The sequence below is a fragment of the Halomonas ventosae genome, assembly GCF_004363555.1.
GTDB classification, from domain to species: Bacteria; Pseudomonadota; Gammaproteobacteria; order Pseudomonadales; family Halomonadaceae; genus Halomonas; species Halomonas ventosae.
In genome coordinates this window covers 15,636-33,054 of the sequence record NZ_SNZJ01000002.1, presented here as the reverse complement: position 1 = coordinate 33,054, position 17,419 = coordinate 15,636, and the positions used below count along the sequence as shown (strand labels likewise).

Here is a 17,419-nt window from a genome sequence, read left to right as displayed (position 1 = left end):
TAGGGTTAGGGTTAGGGGTCAGAAGTCCTTGCAGATCCGCAGGGCGTCATAGATGGCCGCATGGGTATTGCGCGGCGCCGTGCAGTCGCCCAGGCGGAACAGCAGGAAGCCGTCGCCTTCTTCGCTCAGGCAGGGCTGGGGCTTTATGGCGTAGAGCGCCTCCAGGTCCAGCTGGCCCCTGTTGCGGGACTGCGCCTTGAGGGCGTAGTAGAGGGCCTCGTCGGGACGCACGCCGTTCTCCACCACCACCTGGTCGACTACCCGCTCCTCCAGGGCGCCGGTGTACTCGTTCTCGAGCACCGCCACCAGGGAGTCGCCCTCGCGATAGACCTTGTGCAGCGCGAGGTCTGAGGTCATGACCACCTCCTTCTCGTAGAGGCTGCGGTAGTAGGTCGGGAAGGTGGTGCCGCCCACCGCCGCGCCCGGCTTGATGTCGTCGGTGACGATCTCCACCTTGGCGCCCTTGTCAGCGAGATAGTCCGCCGCCGAGACGCCGGAGAACTCGCAGATGGCATCAAAGATCAGCACGTTCCTGCCCGGGGCGACCTTGCCGGAGAGCACGTCCCAGGTGCTGACCACCAGGCTCTCCGCGGGGTCCTCCGCGTAGCCCCACTCGGGCACCTGGCTGAGGAAGGGCTGGCCGCCGGTGGCCAGCACCACGATATCCGGGCGCAGGTCGAGCAGGGTTGCCTCGTCGGCCCGGGTGCCCAGGCGAAGGTCGACCTTGAGCCGCGCCAGTTCCAGCTGGTACCAGCGGGTGATGCCGGCGATCTGGTCGCGCTGCGGGGCCTGGGCGGCGATGGTGATCTGCCCGCCCAGCGCCTCGGCGGCCTCGAAGAGGGTGACGTCGTGGCCGCGCTCGGCGGCGACGCGGGCCGCCTCCATGCCGCCGGGGCCACCGCCCACCACCACGACCTTGCGCCGGGGCCCCTCGGACTTCTCGATGATATGCGGCAGGCCCAGGTACTCCCGGGACGTTGCGGCGTTCTGGATGCACAGCACGTCTAGCCCCTGGTACTGGCGGTCGATGCAGTAGTTGGCGCCCACGCACTGCTTGATCTGGTCGATCTGCCCCATCTTGATCTTGGCGATCAGGTGCGGGTCGGCGATATGCGCCCGGGTCATCCCCACCAGGTCCACATGGCCGCCCTCGAGGATGCGTTGGGCCTGGTTGGGATCCTTGATGTTCTGGGCGTGGATCACCGGCACGCCGACCACTTCCTTGATGCCCGCCGCCAGGTGCAGGAAGGGCTCCGGCGGGTAGGACATGTTGGGAATGACGTTGGCGAGCGAGTTGTGGGTGTCGCAGCCCGAGCCCACCACGCCGAAGAAGTCGACCTGGCCGGTGGCATCGTAGTAGGCGGCGATCTGTTTCATGTCCTCGTGGGAGAGGCCGTCGGGGTGGAACTCGTCGCCGCAGATACGCATGCCCACCACGAAGTCGTCGCCCACCTCGGCGCGCACCGCCTTGAGCACCTCCATGCCGAAGCGCATGCGGTTCTCGAAGCTGCCGCCCCAGTCATCCTCGCGCTTGTTGACCCGCGGGCTCCAGAACTGGTCGATCAGGTGCTGGTGCACGGCGGAGAGCTCGACCCCGTCGAGCCCCCCCTCCTTGGCCCGGCGCGCGGCCTGGACGAAATCGCCGACGATGCGCCAGATCTCCTCCTCCTCGATGGTCTTGCAGGTGGAGCGGTGCACCGGCTCGCGGATGCCGGAGGGCGACAGCAGCGTGGTCCAGTCGAAGCCATCCCAGCGCGAGCGGCGCCCCATGTGGGTGATCTGGATCATGATCTTGCCGCCGTGCCGGTGGACGGCATCCGCCAGGTTCTGGAAGTGCGGGATGATGCGGTCGGTGGCGAGATTGACCGAGCTCCACCAGCCCTGCGGGCTGTCGATGGAGACCACCGAGGAGCCGCCGCAGATGGCGAGGCCGCAGCCGCCCTTGGCCTTCTCCTCGTAGTACCTGACGTAGCGCTCGGTGGTCATGCCCCCGTCGGTGGCATGCACCTCGGCGTGGGCGGTGCTGACCACCCGGTTGCGGATGGTCAGGTTGCCGATCTGGATCGGCTGGAAGAGTGCGTCGAATGCCATGGTGGTGACTCCTCAGCCCCGGAGGGTGTCGAGCGGACGGGTGACGAAGCGGCCCACGTCGCAGCCTTCCTCGGCCGCACTCTGGACCTGCTCGGCGACGGTGCGCAGAGCGCTGCCGCGGGCGGCGAGGATCTGGTCCATGGCCCCGGCGAACCAGCCGGTGAACATGTACTCCACCTTGCGCCCCACCTTGCCCAGCTGGTAGACGAAGGCGCTGTGCTCCAGGCGCACCCGGCAGGTGCCGGCGTCGAGATCGATGGCCTCGACGATGAAGCGCCCCCAGCCGCGCTGGGAGAGGCGCGTCATGTAGTGCTCGAAGACGTCCACCCCCTCGAGGCCATGGCACTCGGCCTCCTTCTCGCACCAGTGCCAGGCACTCTTGTAGCCGGCGTGATAGAGGATCTCGGCGTACTTCTCGGCGCCCAGGGCCTCCTCCACGGCCAGATGGTTGTTGATGAAGAAGTGCCGCGGCACGTAGAGCATCGGCAGGGCGTCGGTGGTCCAGACGCCGGTCTCGGCGTCCACCTCGATGGGCAGCTCGGGGGCCATCTGAGTCACGGTCGTATTCCTCGAAATCGTTGTTCTAGTCAGTCAGTTGGCAGGGGGCTTTCGGGGCCCCTATCGCGCAGAGGTGTTGCCCGGCACTCAGGCGCCCCAGACGTCCTTCAGTACACGTACCCAGTTCTCGCCCATGATCTTGCGCACCTGGGGCTCGCTGAAGCCGCGGCGCGAGAGCGCCTCGGTCAGGTTGGGAAACTCGCCGATGGTGCGGATGCCCTCGGGGTTGATGATCTCGCCGAAGCGGGTCAGGCGACGGGCGTAGCCCTTGTCGTGGGTCAGCCACTCGAAGAAGTCCTGGCCATGGCCCTGGGTGAAGTCGGTGCCGATGCCGATGGCGTCCTCGCCGACGATGTTCATCACGTACTCGATGGCCTCGACGTAGTCGTCGACGGTGGCGTCGACGCCGGCGCGCAGGAAGGGGGTGAACATGGTCACGCCGACGAAGCCGCCCCGCTCGGCGATGAACTTCAGCTCGGCGTCGGACTTGTTGCGCGGGTGCTCCTTGAGGCCGGAGGGCAGGCAGTGGGAGTAGCAGACCGGCTTCTCGGAGGCCTCGATGACCTCCCGGGAGGTGGTCTCGCCGACGTGGGAGAGGTCGCACATGATGCCGACGCGATTCATCTCGGCGACGATCTCGCGGCCGAAGCCGGAAAGGCCGCCATCACGCTCATAGCAGCCGGTGCCCACCAGGTTCTGGGTGTTGTAGCACATCTGCACGATGCCCACGCCCAGCTGCTTGAAGACCTCCACGTAGCCGATCTGGTCCTCGAAGGCGTGGGCGTTCTGGAAGCCGTAGAGGATGCCGGTCCTGCCCTCCTCCTTGGCCCGGGTGATGTCGGCGGTGGTGCGCACGGGGCGGACCAGGTCGCGGCACTCGGCCATCAGCGCATTGGACCGGACGATGTTGTCGACGGTGGCCTGGAATCCCTCCCAGACGGACACCGTGCAGTTGGCTGCCGTCAGCCCGCCGCGCCGCATGTCCTCGAACAGCTCGCGGTTCCACTTGGCGATGATCAGGCCATCGATGACGATGGCGTCGTCGTGCAGCTCTCTTGGGGTCATGTATGCCACTCCGGGGATGTGTTCGACTCGACGGCAGCATAGCGCCGGCCAACCCCGGCTCGGCGCCTGGAAGCGACGACGAGAATTCCAAAAACGTCATGACTGTCGCGCCTGCGACGCACGACGACACCCTGCCGGCCCGTAACGGGCCGGCAGGGTGATCGGTTCGGCAGGAGGGCGGTAAGGCAGTGGTCAGGAGCGCAGCAGGACGCTGGCGTAGGTCGGCTCGCCGCGGGCCTGATCGAGGGCCATGATGGCCGAGGAGACAGGCTCGGTCGGACAGGCCTCGAAGGCCAGCAGCTCCAGGTTGGTCCCCGCCTGCTCGCAGGGGGGTGGCACCGGCAGCCGGACCGGGCTCGCGCCCAGTCGTTCGTCGCGGGGCGGCTGGCCGAAGAACTCCCGGTAGCACTTCGAGAAATGCGGCGTGGAGACGAAGCCGCAGGCGGAGGCCACCTCGATGATCGAGATGGAGGTCTGCTTGAGCAGCTGCCGGGCGCGGGTCAGCCGCAGCTTGAGGTAGTAGCGCGACGGCGAGCAGTGCAGGTATTTCTGGAAGAGCCGCTCGAGCTGGCGACGCGACACGTCGACATAGGCCGCCAGTTCCTCGAGCCCGATGGGCTCCTCGAGGTTGGCCTCCATCAGCGCCACGATCTCCAGCAGCTTGGGCTGGGTGGTACCCAGGATATGCTTGAGCGGCACGCGCTGCTGGTCCTGCTCCCCGCGCACGCGGTCACAGATGAACATCTCGGAGATCCCTGCCGCGAGCTCGCGGCCATGATCCCGCCCGATCAGGGTGAGCATCATGTCCAGGGGGGCGGTGCCCCCCGAGGCCGTGGCCCTCTCGCGGTCGATGGAGAACAGCCGTGTCGTCAGCAGGGCGCGGGGAAAGGACTCCTGCATGGCGGCCAGGCACTCCCAGTGGACACTCGTCTCGTAGCCATCCAGCAGCCCCGCCTTGGCCAGCGCCCAGCTGCCGGTGCAGATTCCCCCCAGTCGACGGGAGAGGCGTGCCTGCCCCTGCAACCAGGTGACATGCTCGCGCTGCACCGCGCGCGCCGGCCCCACGCCGCCACAGACCACCACCATGTCCAGCGCCAGCGGCACCGTGGTCGCCGCATCCGGGGTGACCTTGAGGCCATCGCTGGCGGAGATCGGCTCGCCATCGAGGCTCAGGGTGAACCAGCGATAGAGCTCCCGGCCGGCCAGCTGGTTGGCCATGCGCAACGGCTCGATGGCCGAGGCCAGCGAGAAGAGGGTGAAGTTTTCCAGCAGCAGGAAGCCGATGGCCTGGGGAGCAGCCGGCTTCTGTGGTGCCTGGGAGGGGGTCGTCATGGCGAGACTCCTCTACGGGGTCATACACGGGTTGTTGTTATAACCGTCTCCGCACGCCCGCCGGTGTCTGGCTGTCGCGATCAGGCAAGTCCGTCGCACAAGGTACCGCAAGGCGTCGTGATCTGGCATGACACCATTGTCTATCGACCGCCGTGACGCCAGTCGCTGACGACCATGGTGTCGTTCCCAGGGTGGCAGGATGTCGCTCCCGGACAAGGCGGGGGCCTCACGCCGTCGTCACCCGCCCTTGCGAACCTGCTTGCGCGCGTACATGGCGGTGTCGGAACGCTGCAGGACCTGCCGGCTGTCCCGCTCGTCCCGCTCGGTGGTGATCACGCCGACGCTGGCCCCGCCATAGGCGATGGCATCGTCGCCGGCCTGGAAGGTGCCCTGGGTCAGGCGCTCCAGCTGGCGCTTGAGGGCGTCACGCTGCCGGGCAGGGTCACGGCCCGCGGCGGGGCACAGCCAGACGAACTCGTCGCCCCCGTAGCGGGCGATGACATCGCCCTCCCCGCGGCCCGCGTCGAGGGCCGCGGCGATCTGGATCAGGAAGCGGTCGCCGGCGTCATGCCCGAAGCGGTCGTTGATCTCCTTGAAGCCGTCCAGGTCGATGAAGGCCACGTGCAGCACCGTCGATCGCGCCGCAGCCTCGCCGAGCAGCCTGTCCAGCGACTGGATCAGCGCACGACGGTTGGGAATGCCCGTCAGGGGGTCGGTGAGGGCATGCTGGCTGAGCTGCTGGTTCTCGTTGACGAGGATGTCGAGCAGCTTCTCGCTCTCGATGTAGCGGGCAATGAGGTCGGAGAAGAGCGCGATGTAGTGCCGGGTGCTGTCCGATACCTCCACCCGCCTTTCGCTGGCGGCGCAGAGCGTGCCGAACAGCATGCCGTTGACCAGCCGCACCGGCTCGCTCAGGTAGGTGCAGATGCCGAGCTCGCGTGCCGCCTGCGAGTCTCCCCAGCAGCCGGCCACATCGGCGGTGAAGCCGCGCCCCTCGGCGATGGCGCGTCGGCACAGGGTGTCCGCCCAGGGCACCGTCAGACCTTCCGGGATCTGCAGCTGACGGGTGTTGCGGGCATGGAGCACCGTCTGCAGGCCCCGGCGTTCATCGATCACGGTGAAGTAGGTGGACTCCAGCCCGGTGACGTCCTCGAGCAGGTCCAGCAGGGGCCGCACGACGGCTTCCAGGCGGCGAGGGTCGGCGGCCGTGTCGGCAAGCCGCTCCAGCAGCGCAGCGGGAATCTGTCGTGATGTCGTCATGGCCATGGGGTTCTACCGGTCGAGACGTGAATGGCGGCGAGGCGAAGGGTAGGGAGTGCCGCTAGCCCGGTGCCTGGCGGCGCATGGCCCGGGCCCAGGCAGCGGCAAAGTCGGTGGCCGGGAGTGGCCGGCCGTAATGGTAGCCCTGGGCCTGCTCGCAGCCCATGTCAGCCAGGGCCTCGGCCTGCTGCGGGGTCTCGACGCCCTCGGCGACCGTCTTCATCCCCAGGGTCCGGGCCATGGCGATGATGGTCTGGATGATGGCCCGGTCATGGCGGCTCTCGAGCATGTCCCGAACGAAGGAGATGTCGATCTTCAGCGCATCGGCCGAGAAGCGGCGCAGGTAGGAGAGCGACGAGTAGCCGGTGCCGAAGTCGTCGATGGCCAGGGCATAGCCGGCCTGGCGCAGCGCATGGGTGATGCCGACGGCCTGCTCGGGGTCGCGCATGAAGTCGCTCTCGGTGAGCTCCAGGCCGATGGCCGAGGCCGGCACGCCCCGGGTCAGGGTCGCGATATGCTCGGCCAGCTGGGGATCCGCGAACTGCTGGGCCGAGACATTGAGGGAAAGCCGGCCGGGCAGGGCCATGCCTTCGCGCCGCCAGGCGGCCAGCTGCCGGGAGGCCGCCTGCAGCACCCAGTCACCCAGCGGGCGGATCAGACCACGCTCCTCCGCCAGGGGGATGAACTCCCCCGGGCTGACCCAGCCCCAGACCGCATCGTGCCAACGGCACAGTGCCTCGGCGCCCACCAGCTCGCCGGTGCGGAGGTCGACCTGGGGCTGGAAGTGGAGCTCGAGCCGCTGGCCACTGATGGCCGCACTCAGCCGCTCCGTCATCTGCTGGCGGCGCTGGAGGGCCCTGGTCATCGATTCGTCGAAGGGGCAGGTCCCGCCATCCTGCTGCTTGGCGTGATAGAGCGCGATGCTGGCGGACTTGAACAGCTCGACGGGGGTGACGGCGTCCCGCGGGTATTGTGCCGACCCGATGCTGAGCTCGAGCACGAAGCTGCGATGCCCGAGCTCGATGGGTTTGCTCACGGCGGCCCGCAGCCGCCGCACGCTCTGCTCGAGGGCAGTGGCCTGTGCCCTGGGCACCAGCACCGCGAACTCGTCGCCGGAGAGCCGCGCCAGTACCTCGGCCGGCTCCAGGGCACGCGCCAGACGTCCGGCCGTGGTCGACAGCAGCTGGTCACCGATCTGGTGGCCGTGGAGGTCGTTGATCTCCTTGAAGCGGCGGATGTCGAGCAGCAGCAGCAGGAGCGGATGCTGTCCCTTCTCGGCCTCCTGCCTGAGGCGCATGAGCTCTTCCATGAAGCGTACCCGGTTGGGCAGGCCCGTGGTGCTGTCGGTATAGGCCAGCTGGTGCATGCGACGATGGTCACGTCGCCGCTCCAGCTCCGCCGCGGCCCCGGTGGAGAGGATGCGCAGCACCGAGGTGGCGAAGGCGTTGGCCTCCAGCGGGCGGCGATAGAGCACCATGACGACGCCGATCGGCTGGCCACTGGCGTTGTCCAGGCGACGGCCGATCCAGGCCCTGGCCACGCCGGCTCCTCCCGGCAGAAGCGCGGCACTGTCGCCCTCGACCATGACCTCCCGCTCGTCGAGGACCTGCTCGCAGGGGGTGCCCGCCAGCGCGTAGGCGTAGTTGTCGAGCCGCTGCCCGTCGGAGACCACGCTGACCATGCTCAGGGTCGCGGACGCGCGACCGCCCGGGGGATCGACATCCGGCCCGCAGGCGTCGAGCAGGGCGATGAAGCCGGCATCCGCCTCGAGGATCTCGACCAGGGTGCTGACCAGCTGATGGAAGTAGTCGTCACCGATGCGGGTGGTGACCGTCGAGGCCACCTGCATCACCGCCTCCTGGACGCGCTGCGCCTCATGCTGCTCGGTGATGTCGGTGATGAAGCCTTCCAGATGGAGGAGTTCACCGGAGGCATCGAAGACCCCCTGGCCCTGCTCCCACATCCAGCGGGTGCCGTCCCCGGCATGGTGCAGGCGATAGATCACGCGAAAGGGCTCTCTGCGTGAAACGGCGGCCTGGACCTCCTCGAACACCCGCTCACGGTCGGCGGGATGAATCAGCGCGGCATAGCTGGCAACCCGGTTGTCCTGCAGCTCCTCGGCCCGGTACCCGGTCAGCGCGTGCGCCCCCTGGCTGACGACCCTCATGGTCCAGTCGCGATCATTGAGGCAGCGATATGCCATGCCGGGCAGGTGGTTGAGCAGGGTGTCGAGGCGACGCTCGCTCTCCTTCACCGCCCGCTCGGCCCGGCTGCGGTCCAGCTCGGCGCCAGCCTGGACCGCGGCGATGCGCAGCACCTCCTTCTCCAGGCCATTGGCCTGCATGGGGGTGTTCTTGAGCACCGCGAGCAGGCCCAGCGTCGCCCCGTCCGCGGCCAGGAGCGGCAGGCCGAGATAGCTGACCGCGCCCAGCTGACACAGCAGCCCGTCGTCGGGAAAGCGGGCCTGGACGTCACTTGCGAAGAGGCAGGCCTCCTCGCCGACCACGCGCTCGCAGGGGGTGCCCGCCAGCGGATAGGCTATGTTTGGTCGCGGCCGGCCCTGTGACCAGACCGCCAGGGTGTGGACCATGGCATCCCCGGTGACCCCGGCCACCAGCACGTGGTCGACCTCCAGGATGGCCGCGAGCCGCGCCACCAGGGTGTCGTAGAAGTCGGGTGCCCCGCTCCTGCCGAGGCCCTCCGCCAGCTGGCGAAAGGCCTCTTCAGCCCCCATCCGTGACTGCATTGCCGCGCTCCCTCCTGGCCATCTCCGCATCGCTGCCCGGCCCGTGATGCCGGTCCCCTGGCGGAATTCGGCTCACAAGATGACAGGAATGGTGGGCTGGGTAAAACACGCCCCCATGCCTCGGCCGTGACCGAGGCCCAGCGTGGCAGGGAACCCTGGGGAAGTATCCTGCTACCCGGGGCCCCGGCGTCGGACATCCTCGAGGCATCAGTCCGTTTTCAGGGCCACCACTCGCAGCCGAAGGGCATTGGCGATGACGCTGACCGAGGAGAGAGACATCGCCGCGGCGGCGATGATCGGCGACAGCAGCAGGCCGGTGAAGGGGTAGAGCACGCCGGCAGCGATCGGCACCCCCGCGGCGTTGTAGACGAAGGCGAAGAAGAGGTTCTGGCGGATGTTGCGCATTGTGGCCCGCGACAGCCGGTGCGCCTCGACGATGCCGGTCAGGTCGCCGCGCAGCAGGGTCACGCCGGCGCTCTCGATGGCCACGTCGGTGCCGGTGCCCATGGCGATGCCGACGTCGGCAGTCGCCAGGGCGGGGGCATCGTTGACGCCGTCGCCGGCCATCACCACCACGCGCCCCTCGTCACGCAGGCGCTGCACCACGCGTCCCTTGTCCTCGGGGAGTACCTCGGCCTCCACCTCGTCGATGCCCAGGCGTTGTGCTACCGCCTCGGCGGAGGTACGGTTGTCGCCGGTGAGCATGACGACCCGGATGCCGTCCGCCTGCAAGGCGCGGATGGCTGCCTCGGTGGTCTCCTTGACCGGGTCGGCGATGGCCAGCAGGCCCGCCAGGCGGCCATCCACCGCGGCGAAGATCACGGTAGCACCGTCGCCGCGTAGCCGCTCGGCCTCCTCGGCCAGTTCGGTCAGGGCCACCTGCTCGCTCTCCATCAGCAGGCGATTGCCGAGGGCTATACGATGGCCGTCGATCCGTCCCGTCACGCCCCTGCCGTTGGGGGAGTCGAATTCCGTGGCCTCCGAGAGCGTCACGCCCTCCTCCCTGGCCTTCTCGACGATCGCCTGGGCCAGGGGATGTTCGCTGCCGCGCTCCAGTCCCGCGGACAGTCGCAACAGCTCTGTTTCGTCGACGCCTTCCGCCGGGCGCAGCTCGGTCATCTGAGGCTTGCCTTCGGTCAGGGTGCCGGTCTTGTCGACGACCACGGTATCGACCTTCTCCAGGCGCTCCAGCGCCTCGGCGTCGCGGATCAGCACGCCAGCCTGGGCACCGCGGCCCACGCCGACCATGATCGACATGGGAGTGGCCAGCCCCAGCGCACAGGGGCAGGCGATGATCAGCACGCTGACCGCGGCGATCAGGCCGAAGGCCATGGGCGGCGCCGGCCCCCACAGCGACCAGGCGATGAAGGCCACCACGGCCACCAGGATCACCGCCGGCACGAAGACGCCGGCCACCTTGTCGGCCAGCCCCTGGATGGGCGCCCGGCTGCGCTGCGCGCTGGCCACCATCTGCACGATCTGCGACAGCATGGTGTCGCGGCCCACCTTGTCGGCACGCATGATGAACGAGCCCTGGCCGTTGATGCTGCCACCGATCACGCTATCGCCGGCCTCCTTGCGCACCGCCAGCGGCTCGCCGGTGACCATCGACTCGTCGATGTTGGAGCGCCCCTCCAGCACCTCGCCATCCAGCGGCACCTTGTCGCCGGGGCGCACGCGCAAGCGGTCGCCGACCTGCACCCGGTCGAGGGAGACCTCCTCCTCCTGGCCGTCATCGTCGAGGCGCCGCGCCGTGGCCGGGGCCAGGTCGAGCAGCGCGCGGATCGCTCCGGAGGTCTTCTCCCGGGCACGCAGCTCCAGCACCTGCCCGAGCAGCACCAGCACCACGATCACCGCCGCCGCCTCGAAGTAGACCGCCACCGAGCCGTCGGTCTGGCGGAAGGTCTCGGGGAAGATGCCCGGCACGATCGTCGCCAGCAGGCTGTAGACCAGCGCCGCCCCGGTGCCGATGGCGATCAGGGTGAACATGTTGAGGCTGCGCCGCACGATGGAGCGCCAGCCGCGCACGAAGAAGGGCCTGCCCGCCCAGACCACCACCGGCGTGGCGAGCAGCAGCTGGATCCAGTTCGAGACCTGGGGGGCGATCAGGTGATCGAGTCGGAAGATATGCCCCCCCATCTCCAGCACCAGCACCGGCAGTGCCAGGGCCAGCCCGATCCAGAAGCGCCGCGTCATGTCCTTCAGCTCCTCGGAGGGCCCGGACTCGGCGGAGACCGTCTCGGGCTCCAGGGCCATGCCGCAGATGGGACAGTCCCCCGGCCCCTCCTGGCGGATCTCGGGGTGCATCGGGCAGGTATACATCGTGCCGGAGGGCGCCGACTCGGCCGGTGGCTTATCGTCCAGGAAGGCCTCGGGATCCGCCTCGAACTTCTTCCGGCACGTCGCGGAGCAGAAGTACCAGGTCGTGTCGGCGTGGGTGGCGCGGTGCTGGGTCGCATGGGGATCGACCTCCATGCCGCAGACCGGATCCTTGACCGTAGAGCGAGAACGGCTATCGGACATCGTTCATCCTCCCCGTCTGCCGAGTCAGGTGCCGGTGGGCCTGGCGGGCCCGGTGGATCGATGTACCGACGGTCTTGATGTCCATCTGCCAGCTCCCGGGAAGGTCAGTGGGAATGTGAATGGCCGTTATCCTCTGGCGACTTGCGCGATGACAGGAACAACCATTCGCCGAGCAGGATGAGCGCCATCCCGACGACGGCAACGACGAGCACCAGCGGGTCGGTGGTTGCCTTCACCCATACGAACCCCGCCAGGACGGCCGCGTCCAGCAATAGGGCGACGACCAGAACGGCAGCATTGGCACCGACATCGTGGCGCAGATGACGATATACCCCCCAGTGAATCGCCATATCCATGATCAGATAGAAGATGATGCCAAGCGCCGCGATACGGCTGAGATCGAAGAACGCCGTCAACAGCAGGCCGAGGACGATGGTATAGACCAGGGTATGCTTCTGGATGCTGCCCGGCATGTGGAAATGGCGATGGGGCACCAGCTTCATCTCGGTCAGCATCGCCAGCATGCGTGAGACCGCGAATACGCTGGCGATGATGCCGCCTGCCGTGGCCAGCATGGCCAGGATGACGGTGAACCAGACGGCGGCTTCCCCGAGCGCGGGCCGGGCGGCAGCTGCCAACGAGTAGTCCTTCGTCTCGATGATCTCGCTAAGCGACAGGTTGCTGGCGACGGCGAAGCCCACCAGGGCATAGATCACCACGCACAGGGCTATCGAGATCATGATCGCCCGGCCCAGATTGCGGTGGGGATCCTTGATCTCCGAGCCGCTGTTGGTGATGGTCGTGAAGCCCTTGAAGGCCAGGATCCCCAGCGCTGTGGCGCCCAGGAACCCCGACAGTGAGGCGTCGGGCGACGAGGCCGAGACCTCCATCTCCAGGGAGTCGGCGATCAGGACACCGACCACCCCGAACACGATGATGCCGCCGATCTTGATGACGCCCAGTACCGACGCAACGCCCTGGATCCACTTGTTGGCAGAGAGGTTGATCAGGAACGCGGAAATCAGCAGGGCAACGCCCAACGAAGGAACAAGCAGTGACCTGTTTTCCCCATCGAACAGCTCAAGGGTGTAGGACCCGAAGGTTCTCGCCAGGAAGCTCTGGGCGATCACCATGGAGAAATACATCAGCAACGCATGGAAAGCGGTAGGTAGCGTCGGGCCATAGGCTTTCTGCAGGTACATGCCGATGCCCCCTGCCGACGGATAGGCACGTGACATCTTGACGTAGGAATAGGCGCTGAAGGAGACGATCAGGGCGGCCGAAAGGAAAGCCAGCGGGAACAGGTTCCCCGTCATCTCGGCCATCTGTCCCGTCAGGGCGAAGATGCCTGCCCCGATCATGACACCTGTGCCCAGGGCAATCGCCCCCACCAGAGAGAGGCTTCCTTCCTCGTACTCAGGAGTTCGATCCGTGGAGTCGGTCATCCATGTCTCCTTGTCATCACAGGATGAGCTGTTTCAGGGGCATCCAGATCCCCATGGCCATCATGATCAGGTTCTCGGTCAGGGACACGAACCCCAGCGGAACATTGCTGTTGCCCCCGACACAGGCGCACTTCAGCTCGCGCTTGTCGATATACACGGCCTTGAAGACCGAGATGGCGCCCACCGTGCCGATGAACAGCGCCAGTGGGGCGGCGAGCCACGTCAGGGCGCCTGCCAGCATCAGGACGCCGGCCAGGGTCTCGGCGTAGGGGTAGACGTAGCCATAGCGGACCTGGCGCTGGGCGAGCAGGTCATAGTTGAGAAACATGGTGCTGAAGCTTTCCACATCCTGCAGTTTCTGGAGTCCCAGCAGGGTCATGGCGGTGGCGATCGCATACTCCGGCATGCGCAACGAGACGAGCGTGTCACTGGCCGCCCAGCTTACCGCCAGGCCGATCAGCAGGGAGGTCGCGAAGATGGCGATGACCGGCTGATAGGTCGTCTCCTTCTCGCCGGGCACGCTCAATCCCAGATACTCGCGAACCTCCTCATAGCCCCCCACGCGTTCCTCGCCGATGTAGACCTGGGGGGTGGTGTCGACCCCGGCCTGCTCCTGGAACTCATCGATGGCATCGCGAGAGGTGAGGGTGTGATCCTCTACCTCGTAGCCCTTGCGCTTGAGCAGGTCCACGGTCTTCAGGCCGAACGGGCAGAGATGCTCCTCCGTCTTCATGCGATAGACACGAGCCGTCTCGTGCTGTGCGGAAGACGCCGAAGTGACAGTGCTCATGGGTATCAACCTCCTTGCGGTACCAAGAGATAACTCGAACCCTGCGCTCACTTACGGATGGGGACATACTCCCTCTTATTGCTTTCAGCCTAGAACCCTTGGGTCACCCAAGGGTCAAGGCCTTTCTTGCCGAGGCCCGTCGAGAAACCCGCCGGAGCAGGTCCTCATCCTCGAGCGGCAATCGCTTCATGACGGTGGGTCACCTCCGGAAATCGATCGCCCCCGACATGCCTGACTCGTAATGGCCAGGAAGGTTGCAGGCGTATTCGAGCCGCGCCACGTCGTCGGGAGCGGTCCACACGAGCTCGGCGGTTTCACCAGGTGCGATGATCACGGCAGGCATCTCGCCGCCGTGCTCCCCCTCCGCCATGTCATGGCCGCCATGTCCCTCATGTCCGTCGCCGTGGCTGCCGTCCATCTCCTGCATCATCTCACGATGCGCCTCCTGGGCCTTGGTATCGCCGATCACGAACTCGTGCTCGATATTACCGGTGTTGGTGATCTCGAAGCGAATGGTCTCGCCCGGCGCCACCTCGAGCCCCTCGGGATCGAACCACATGTCGCCCGCCTCGAAGCGAATGGTTCGGTCGATGTCGGTCTCGCTTGTCGCTGCGTGGGAAGCATCGTGCTGCCCGGCGGCGAAGGCAGTGGTGGTCGTCAGCCCCAGGACCAGGGCCAGTAGCATCTTGCGCATGAAGGGGACCTCTCATGTCGTATCAGGGGAGACTTGGTTGTACCGCAACAACCTGAAACGAGGCTGAACTCGCCCAGGTGGCTTTTGCTCCATCGAAACACCTTGACCTTGGGGCGACCCATAGGTTGTAGGCTGATGTTCGACACCAGCCCCGCCTTCCTTGATCCAGGAAGACGATCTCTTTGCCATACGCAAGATGAGGGGAAATACCATGGTCAAGTACAAGCAGGTAATCGCCATTGCGCTGGTCGCTGGCCTGGGCATCGCCGCCAGTGGCGCCGCTTCTGCTCACGGCATGCAGCAGGGCACCCATGGGCCTGACGGCATGATGATGGGCGGCCAGGGCGGCATGGGCCCCGGCATGATGATGGGCGGCCAGAGCGGCATGGGCCCCGGCATGATGACGGGCGGCCAGGGCGGCATGGGCCCCGGCATGATGATGGGTGGCCAGGGGGGCATGGGCCCCGGCATGATGATGGGCGGCCAGGGCGGCATGGGCCCCGGCATGATGATGGGTGGCCAGGGCGGCATGATGCCCTGCCCGATGATGGCGAACATGGGCGGCATGGGCGGAATCCTCGACGAGGAGCAGCTGAGCTCCCTGCGCGAGATGCGCAAGGAGCACCGTACCGCCCACTTCGAACGCATGGGCGAGATGATGAACCTGCGTGACGACATGCTGCTGCTGATGCAGGCAGAGCGTCCGGATCCGGAGGAAGTCCAGGCCCTCCATGGTCAGATGGCCACCCTCCACGGCGAGATGATGGCGGACAAGGTGCGCATGCGTAATCGGATGCAGGACCTGCTGACCGACGAGCAGCGTGAACAGTTGAAGCAGGGCGCCCCTTCTCGCAAAAACCCGCAATGAATCTGATGCCCGTCTACTGGCGGGCACCTATCAGCCATCTCGCTCAATATTGCGTTGGGTCAAGGTGGTCAACCGGATGACTGGTACAGAATGACGCAAGGATGACGAGGGAATCACCATGACCGGCCAGGCCAGACAACCGCATCTCACCCGAGGAGGACGCCTGCTGGCGTTGCTGCTCGCGGTGCTGCTGTCGGTGACCAGCCTGGCCGGCCAGGCGGCCATGGAGAGCTGCGCCGCTGACTGCAGCACGGCAGAGGTCGAGATGTTCGATCACGCCGACCCCGAATGCGTCGGCTGCGCGGCCCTGGCGGCGACGCCCCTCGTCATGCCTGCCACCCCGGACACCCTGGCCGACACCGACGGACCGGCCACGGTCGAATTCATCGCCCCGCCCCCGCGCGAACCTCCCAGACCCTGACCGTGCAACTATCACCTCGGTGACGCTGGCCATCCGCCTGCCACCGGCTTTACCTGTGCACTTTCGTCAGGAGTCTCATCATGATGAGCACCGACTGCTTCGCCCTCATGGGCTCGATGGGCTGGATCGGCTGGCTGATGCCGCTGGCCTTCATGCTGCTGCTGGGCCTCGGCATCGCCGCCCTGGCCAAATATGTCTTCACGTCCCGTCGTTCCCAGGAGGACCGCTCATGAGCCGCTTCGCCCCCACCCTGTTCCTCTCCGCCGCCCTGATGGGCGGCGCCACCACCGCCCAGGCCGCCCTGCCGGCCGAGGCCACGCTCTACAAGAACCCGCAGTGCGGCTGCTGCGATGGCTATGCCGAACATCTCGAGGAGATGGGTATCGAGGTCACCGTCATCGACGACCGGGACCTCGGCCAGATCAAGGAAGCCTCGGGGCTGCCCTACGGACTCGGCTCCTGCCACACCATCGAGATGGGCGAGTACGTGATCGAGGGCCATGTACCGCTGGCGGCGGTGGAGAAACTGTTCGAGGAACAACCGAATATCGATGGCATCGGCCTCGCCGGCATGCCCATCGGTACCCCCGGCATGCCCGGCCCCCAGCAGGCGCCTTACGAGGTCTACCAGTTCACCGACCGACAGGAGGCGGCCTTCATGACGCTCTGAGGGCCCATCCCGATCCTCCATCACGCCTTCGCCCCGGCCAGTGCCGGGGCGATTCGTTACCGAGAGATCACAGCTAGCGGTCGAAGACCACGGTGCGCCTGGCGTGCAGGAAGACGCGGCGTTCCACGTGCAGGGCCACCGCCCGGGACAGGGTGAGGCACTCGACATCGCGTCCCTTGGCCACCAGGTCCTCCGGGTAGTCGGCGTGGCTCACCGGCTCCACGCCCTGGGTGATGATCGGACCCTCGTCCAGGTCGTCGTTGATGTAGTGGGCGGTGGCGCCGACCAGCTTGACGCCCTTCTCGTAGGCCTGGTGATAGGGCCGTGCGCCCTTGAAGCCCGGCAGCAGCGAGTGGTGGATGTTGATCGCTCGCCCGCTTAGCTTCTCGCACATGTCGCTCGAGAGCACCTGCATGTAGCGCGCCAGGACCACCAGCTCGGCGCCGGTCTCCTCGATCACCGACCAGACCTGCGCCTCCTGCTCGGGCTTGGTCTCGGCCGTGATCGGGAAGTGGTGGTAGGCAATCCCGTGCCATGCGGCCAGGTTCTCCAGGTCCGGATGGTTGGAGACGATGGCGCGGATATCGATGGGCAGCTGGCCGATGCGGTAGCGATAGAGCAGGTCGTTGAGGCAGTGGTCGGCCTTGGAGACCATGATCACCACCGGCATGCGTTGCCCGGGTGGTGTGAGCTCGAAGGTCATCTCGAACTCGGCGGCGCGCGCGGCGAACTCGGCCTCGAAGCCCTCGGCGTCGAAGCCCTCGGCCTCCGGCCTGAATTCGGTGCGGATGAAGAAGCGCCCGCTGAGCCGGTCATCGAAGGAGTGCTGCTCGGTGATGTAGCAGCGGCGCTCCTTGAGGAAGCGTGTCACCACGTCCACGGTGCCCAGTCGGCTCGGGCACTGGGCCGCCAGGATCCAGCGATTGTTGTTGTCCTGCATCTCATCTTCTCCCGAA

General features: G+C 66.9%; 15 protein-coding genes. 4 read left to right on the top strand and 11 right to left on the bottom strand.

All coding sequences use genetic code 11. The annotated features are described in order from the left end of the window. Positions 1-18: 18 nt before the first annotated feature. From dgcA to DFP85_RS01625, 10 genes are all read right to left on the bottom strand, one after another. Entirely contained in the window at positions 19-2,091 is a 2,073-nt protein-coding gene (gene dgcA, locus DFP85_RS01670) for a dimethylglycine demethylation protein DgcA (RefSeq protein WP_133634334.1), read from the bottom strand. A gap of 12 nt (positions 2,092-2,103) precedes the next feature. Continuing rightward, entirely contained in the window at positions 2,104-2,649 is a 546-nt protein-coding gene (locus DFP85_RS01665) for a 4-vinyl reductase (RefSeq protein WP_133634332.1), read from the bottom strand. An 87-nt stretch (positions 2,650-2,736) separates the two neighbouring features. Continuing rightward, positions 2,737-3,714 (bottom strand): dipeptidase, encoded by a 978-nt coding sequence (locus tag DFP85_RS01660; RefSeq protein WP_133634330.1) that lies wholly within the window; start codon positions 3,712-3,714, stop codon positions 2,737-2,739. 192 nt (positions 3,715-3,906) lie between these two features. Next, positions 3,907-5,046, bottom strand: coding sequence for a choline metabolism transcriptional regulator GbdR (gene gbdR, locus DFP85_RS01655; protein ID WP_133634327.1), 1,140 nt, complete (start codon positions 5,044-5,046; stop codon positions 3,907-3,909). Positions 5,047-5,283: 237 nt separating this feature from the next. Continuing rightward, complete coding sequence (locus tag DFP85_RS01650; protein ID WP_133634325.1) at positions 5,284-6,306, bottom strand: GGDEF domain-containing protein; 1,023 nt, start codon at positions 6,304-6,306, stop codon at positions 5,284-5,286. A gap of 61 nt (positions 6,307-6,367) precedes the next feature. Beyond that, positions 6,368-9,052 carry an EAL domain-containing protein gene (locus DFP85_RS01645; RefSeq protein ID WP_133634323.1) on the bottom strand — a complete coding sequence of 895 codons (2,685 nt, stop codon included), beginning with the start codon at positions 9,050-9,052 and terminating at the stop codon, positions 6,368-6,370. 207 nt (positions 9,053-9,259) lie between these two features. After that, positions 9,260-11,575, bottom strand: a complete 2,316-nt coding sequence (locus DFP85_RS01640) for a heavy metal translocating P-type ATPase (RefSeq protein ID WP_133634321.1) — start codon at positions 11,573-11,575, stop codon at positions 9,260-9,262. A gap of 104 nt (positions 11,576-11,679) precedes the next feature. Continuing rightward, positions 11,680-13,020 carry an APC family permease gene (locus tag DFP85_RS01635; RefSeq protein WP_133634319.1) on the bottom strand — a complete coding sequence of 447 codons (1,341 nt, stop codon included), beginning with the start codon at positions 13,018-13,020 and terminating at the stop codon, positions 11,680-11,682. 16 nt (positions 13,021-13,036) lie between these two features. Continuing rightward, entirely contained in the window at positions 13,037-13,810 is a 774-nt protein-coding gene (locus DFP85_RS01630) for a glutaredoxin (protein WP_133634317.1), read from the bottom strand. A 199-nt stretch (positions 13,811-14,009) separates the two neighbouring features. Further along, complete coding sequence (locus DFP85_RS01625; RefSeq protein WP_133634315.1) at positions 14,010-14,504, bottom strand: cupredoxin domain-containing protein; 495 nt, start codon at positions 14,502-14,504, stop codon at positions 14,010-14,012. Positions 14,505-14,715: 211 nt separating this feature from the next. Between DFP85_RS01625 and DFP85_RS01620 the strand changes: the two genes are divergently transcribed. The 4 genes from DFP85_RS01620 (at position 14,716) to DFP85_RS01610 (ending at position 16,463) form a co-directional block, all read left to right on the top strand. Further along, positions 14,716-15,372 carry a Spy/CpxP family protein refolding chaperone gene (locus tag DFP85_RS01620; RefSeq protein ID WP_166644569.1) on the top strand — a complete coding sequence of 219 codons (657 nt, stop codon included), beginning with the start codon at positions 14,716-14,718 and terminating at the stop codon, positions 15,370-15,372. Between the two features lie 118 nt (positions 15,373-15,490). Beyond that, positions 15,491-15,793 (top strand): hypothetical protein, encoded by a 303-nt coding sequence (locus DFP85_RS01615; RefSeq protein ID WP_133634311.1) that lies wholly within the window; start codon positions 15,491-15,493, stop codon positions 15,791-15,793. Between the two features lie 80 nt (positions 15,794-15,873). After that, positions 15,874-16,026, top strand: coding sequence for a hypothetical protein (locus DFP85_RS18830; RefSeq protein ID WP_166644568.1), 153 nt, complete (start codon positions 15,874-15,876; stop codon positions 16,024-16,026). After that, positions 16,023-16,463, top strand: coding sequence for a DUF411 domain-containing protein (locus tag DFP85_RS01610; RefSeq protein ID WP_133634309.1), 441 nt, complete (start codon positions 16,023-16,025; stop codon positions 16,461-16,463). Before DFP85_RS18830 ends, DFP85_RS01610 begins: the two co-directional genes overlap by 4 nt. 73 nt (positions 16,464-16,536) lie before the next feature. On the opposite strand, the gene purU is transcribed toward DFP85_RS01610, so the two are convergent. Then, positions 16,537-17,403, bottom strand: a complete 867-nt coding sequence (gene purU / locus DFP85_RS01605) for a formyltetrahydrofolate deformylase (RefSeq protein WP_133634307.1) — start codon at positions 17,401-17,403, stop codon at positions 16,537-16,539. Between the last annotated feature and the right edge of the window lie 16 nt (positions 17,404-17,419).

Excerpts from the sequence above, each read along its gene's own strand:
- DFP85_RS18830 (WP_166644568.1), top strand. The coding sequence starts at position 15,874 with ATGATGAGCACCGACTGCTTCGCCCTCATGGGCTCGATGGGCTGGATC.
- DFP85_RS01650 (WP_133634325.1), bottom strand. The coding sequence starts at position 6,306 with ATGACGACATCACGACAGATTCCCGCTGCGCTGCTGGAGCGGCTTGCC.
- DFP85_RS01625 (WP_133634315.1), bottom strand. The coding sequence starts at position 14,504 with ATGCGCAAGATGCTACTGGCCCTGGTCCTGGGGCTGACGACCACCACT.
- DFP85_RS01635 (WP_133634319.1), bottom strand. The coding sequence starts at position 13,020 with ATGACCGACTCCACGGATCGAACTCCTGAGTACGAGGAAGGAAGCCTC.
- DFP85_RS01610 (WP_133634309.1), top strand. The coding sequence starts at position 16,023 with ATGAGCCGCTTCGCCCCCACCCTGTTCCTCTCCGCCGCCCTGATGGGC.
- purU (WP_133634307.1), bottom strand. The coding sequence starts at position 17,403 with ATGCAGGACAACAACAATCGCTGGATCCTGGCGGCCCAGTGCCCGAGC.
- DFP85_RS01630 (WP_133634317.1), bottom strand. The coding sequence starts at position 13,810 with ATGAGCACTGTCACTTCGGCGTCTTCCGCACAGCACGAGACGGCTCGT.
- DFP85_RS01615 (WP_133634311.1), top strand. The coding sequence starts at position 15,491 with ATGACCGGCCAGGCCAGACAACCGCATCTCACCCGAGGAGGACGCCTG.
- DFP85_RS01645 (WP_133634323.1), bottom strand. The coding sequence starts at position 9,052 with ATGCAGTCACGGATGGGGGCTGAAGAGGCCTTTCGCCAGCTGGCGGAG.
- DFP85_RS01640 (WP_133634321.1), bottom strand. The coding sequence starts at position 11,575 with ATGTCCGATAGCCGTTCTCGCTCTACGGTCAAGGATCCGGTCTGCGGC.
- DFP85_RS01660 (WP_133634330.1), bottom strand. The coding sequence starts at position 3,714 with ATGACCCCAAGAGAGCTGCACGACGACGCCATCGTCATCGATGGCCTG.
- dgcA (WP_133634334.1), bottom strand. The coding sequence starts at position 2,091 with ATGGCATTCGACGCACTCTTCCAGCCGATCCAGATCGGCAACCTGACC.
- gbdR (WP_133634327.1), bottom strand. The coding sequence starts at position 5,046 with ATGACGACCCCCTCCCAGGCACCACAGAAGCCGGCTGCTCCCCAGGCC.
- DFP85_RS01620 (WP_166644569.1), top strand. The coding sequence starts at position 14,716 with ATGGTCAAGTACAAGCAGGTAATCGCCATTGCGCTGGTCGCTGGCCTG.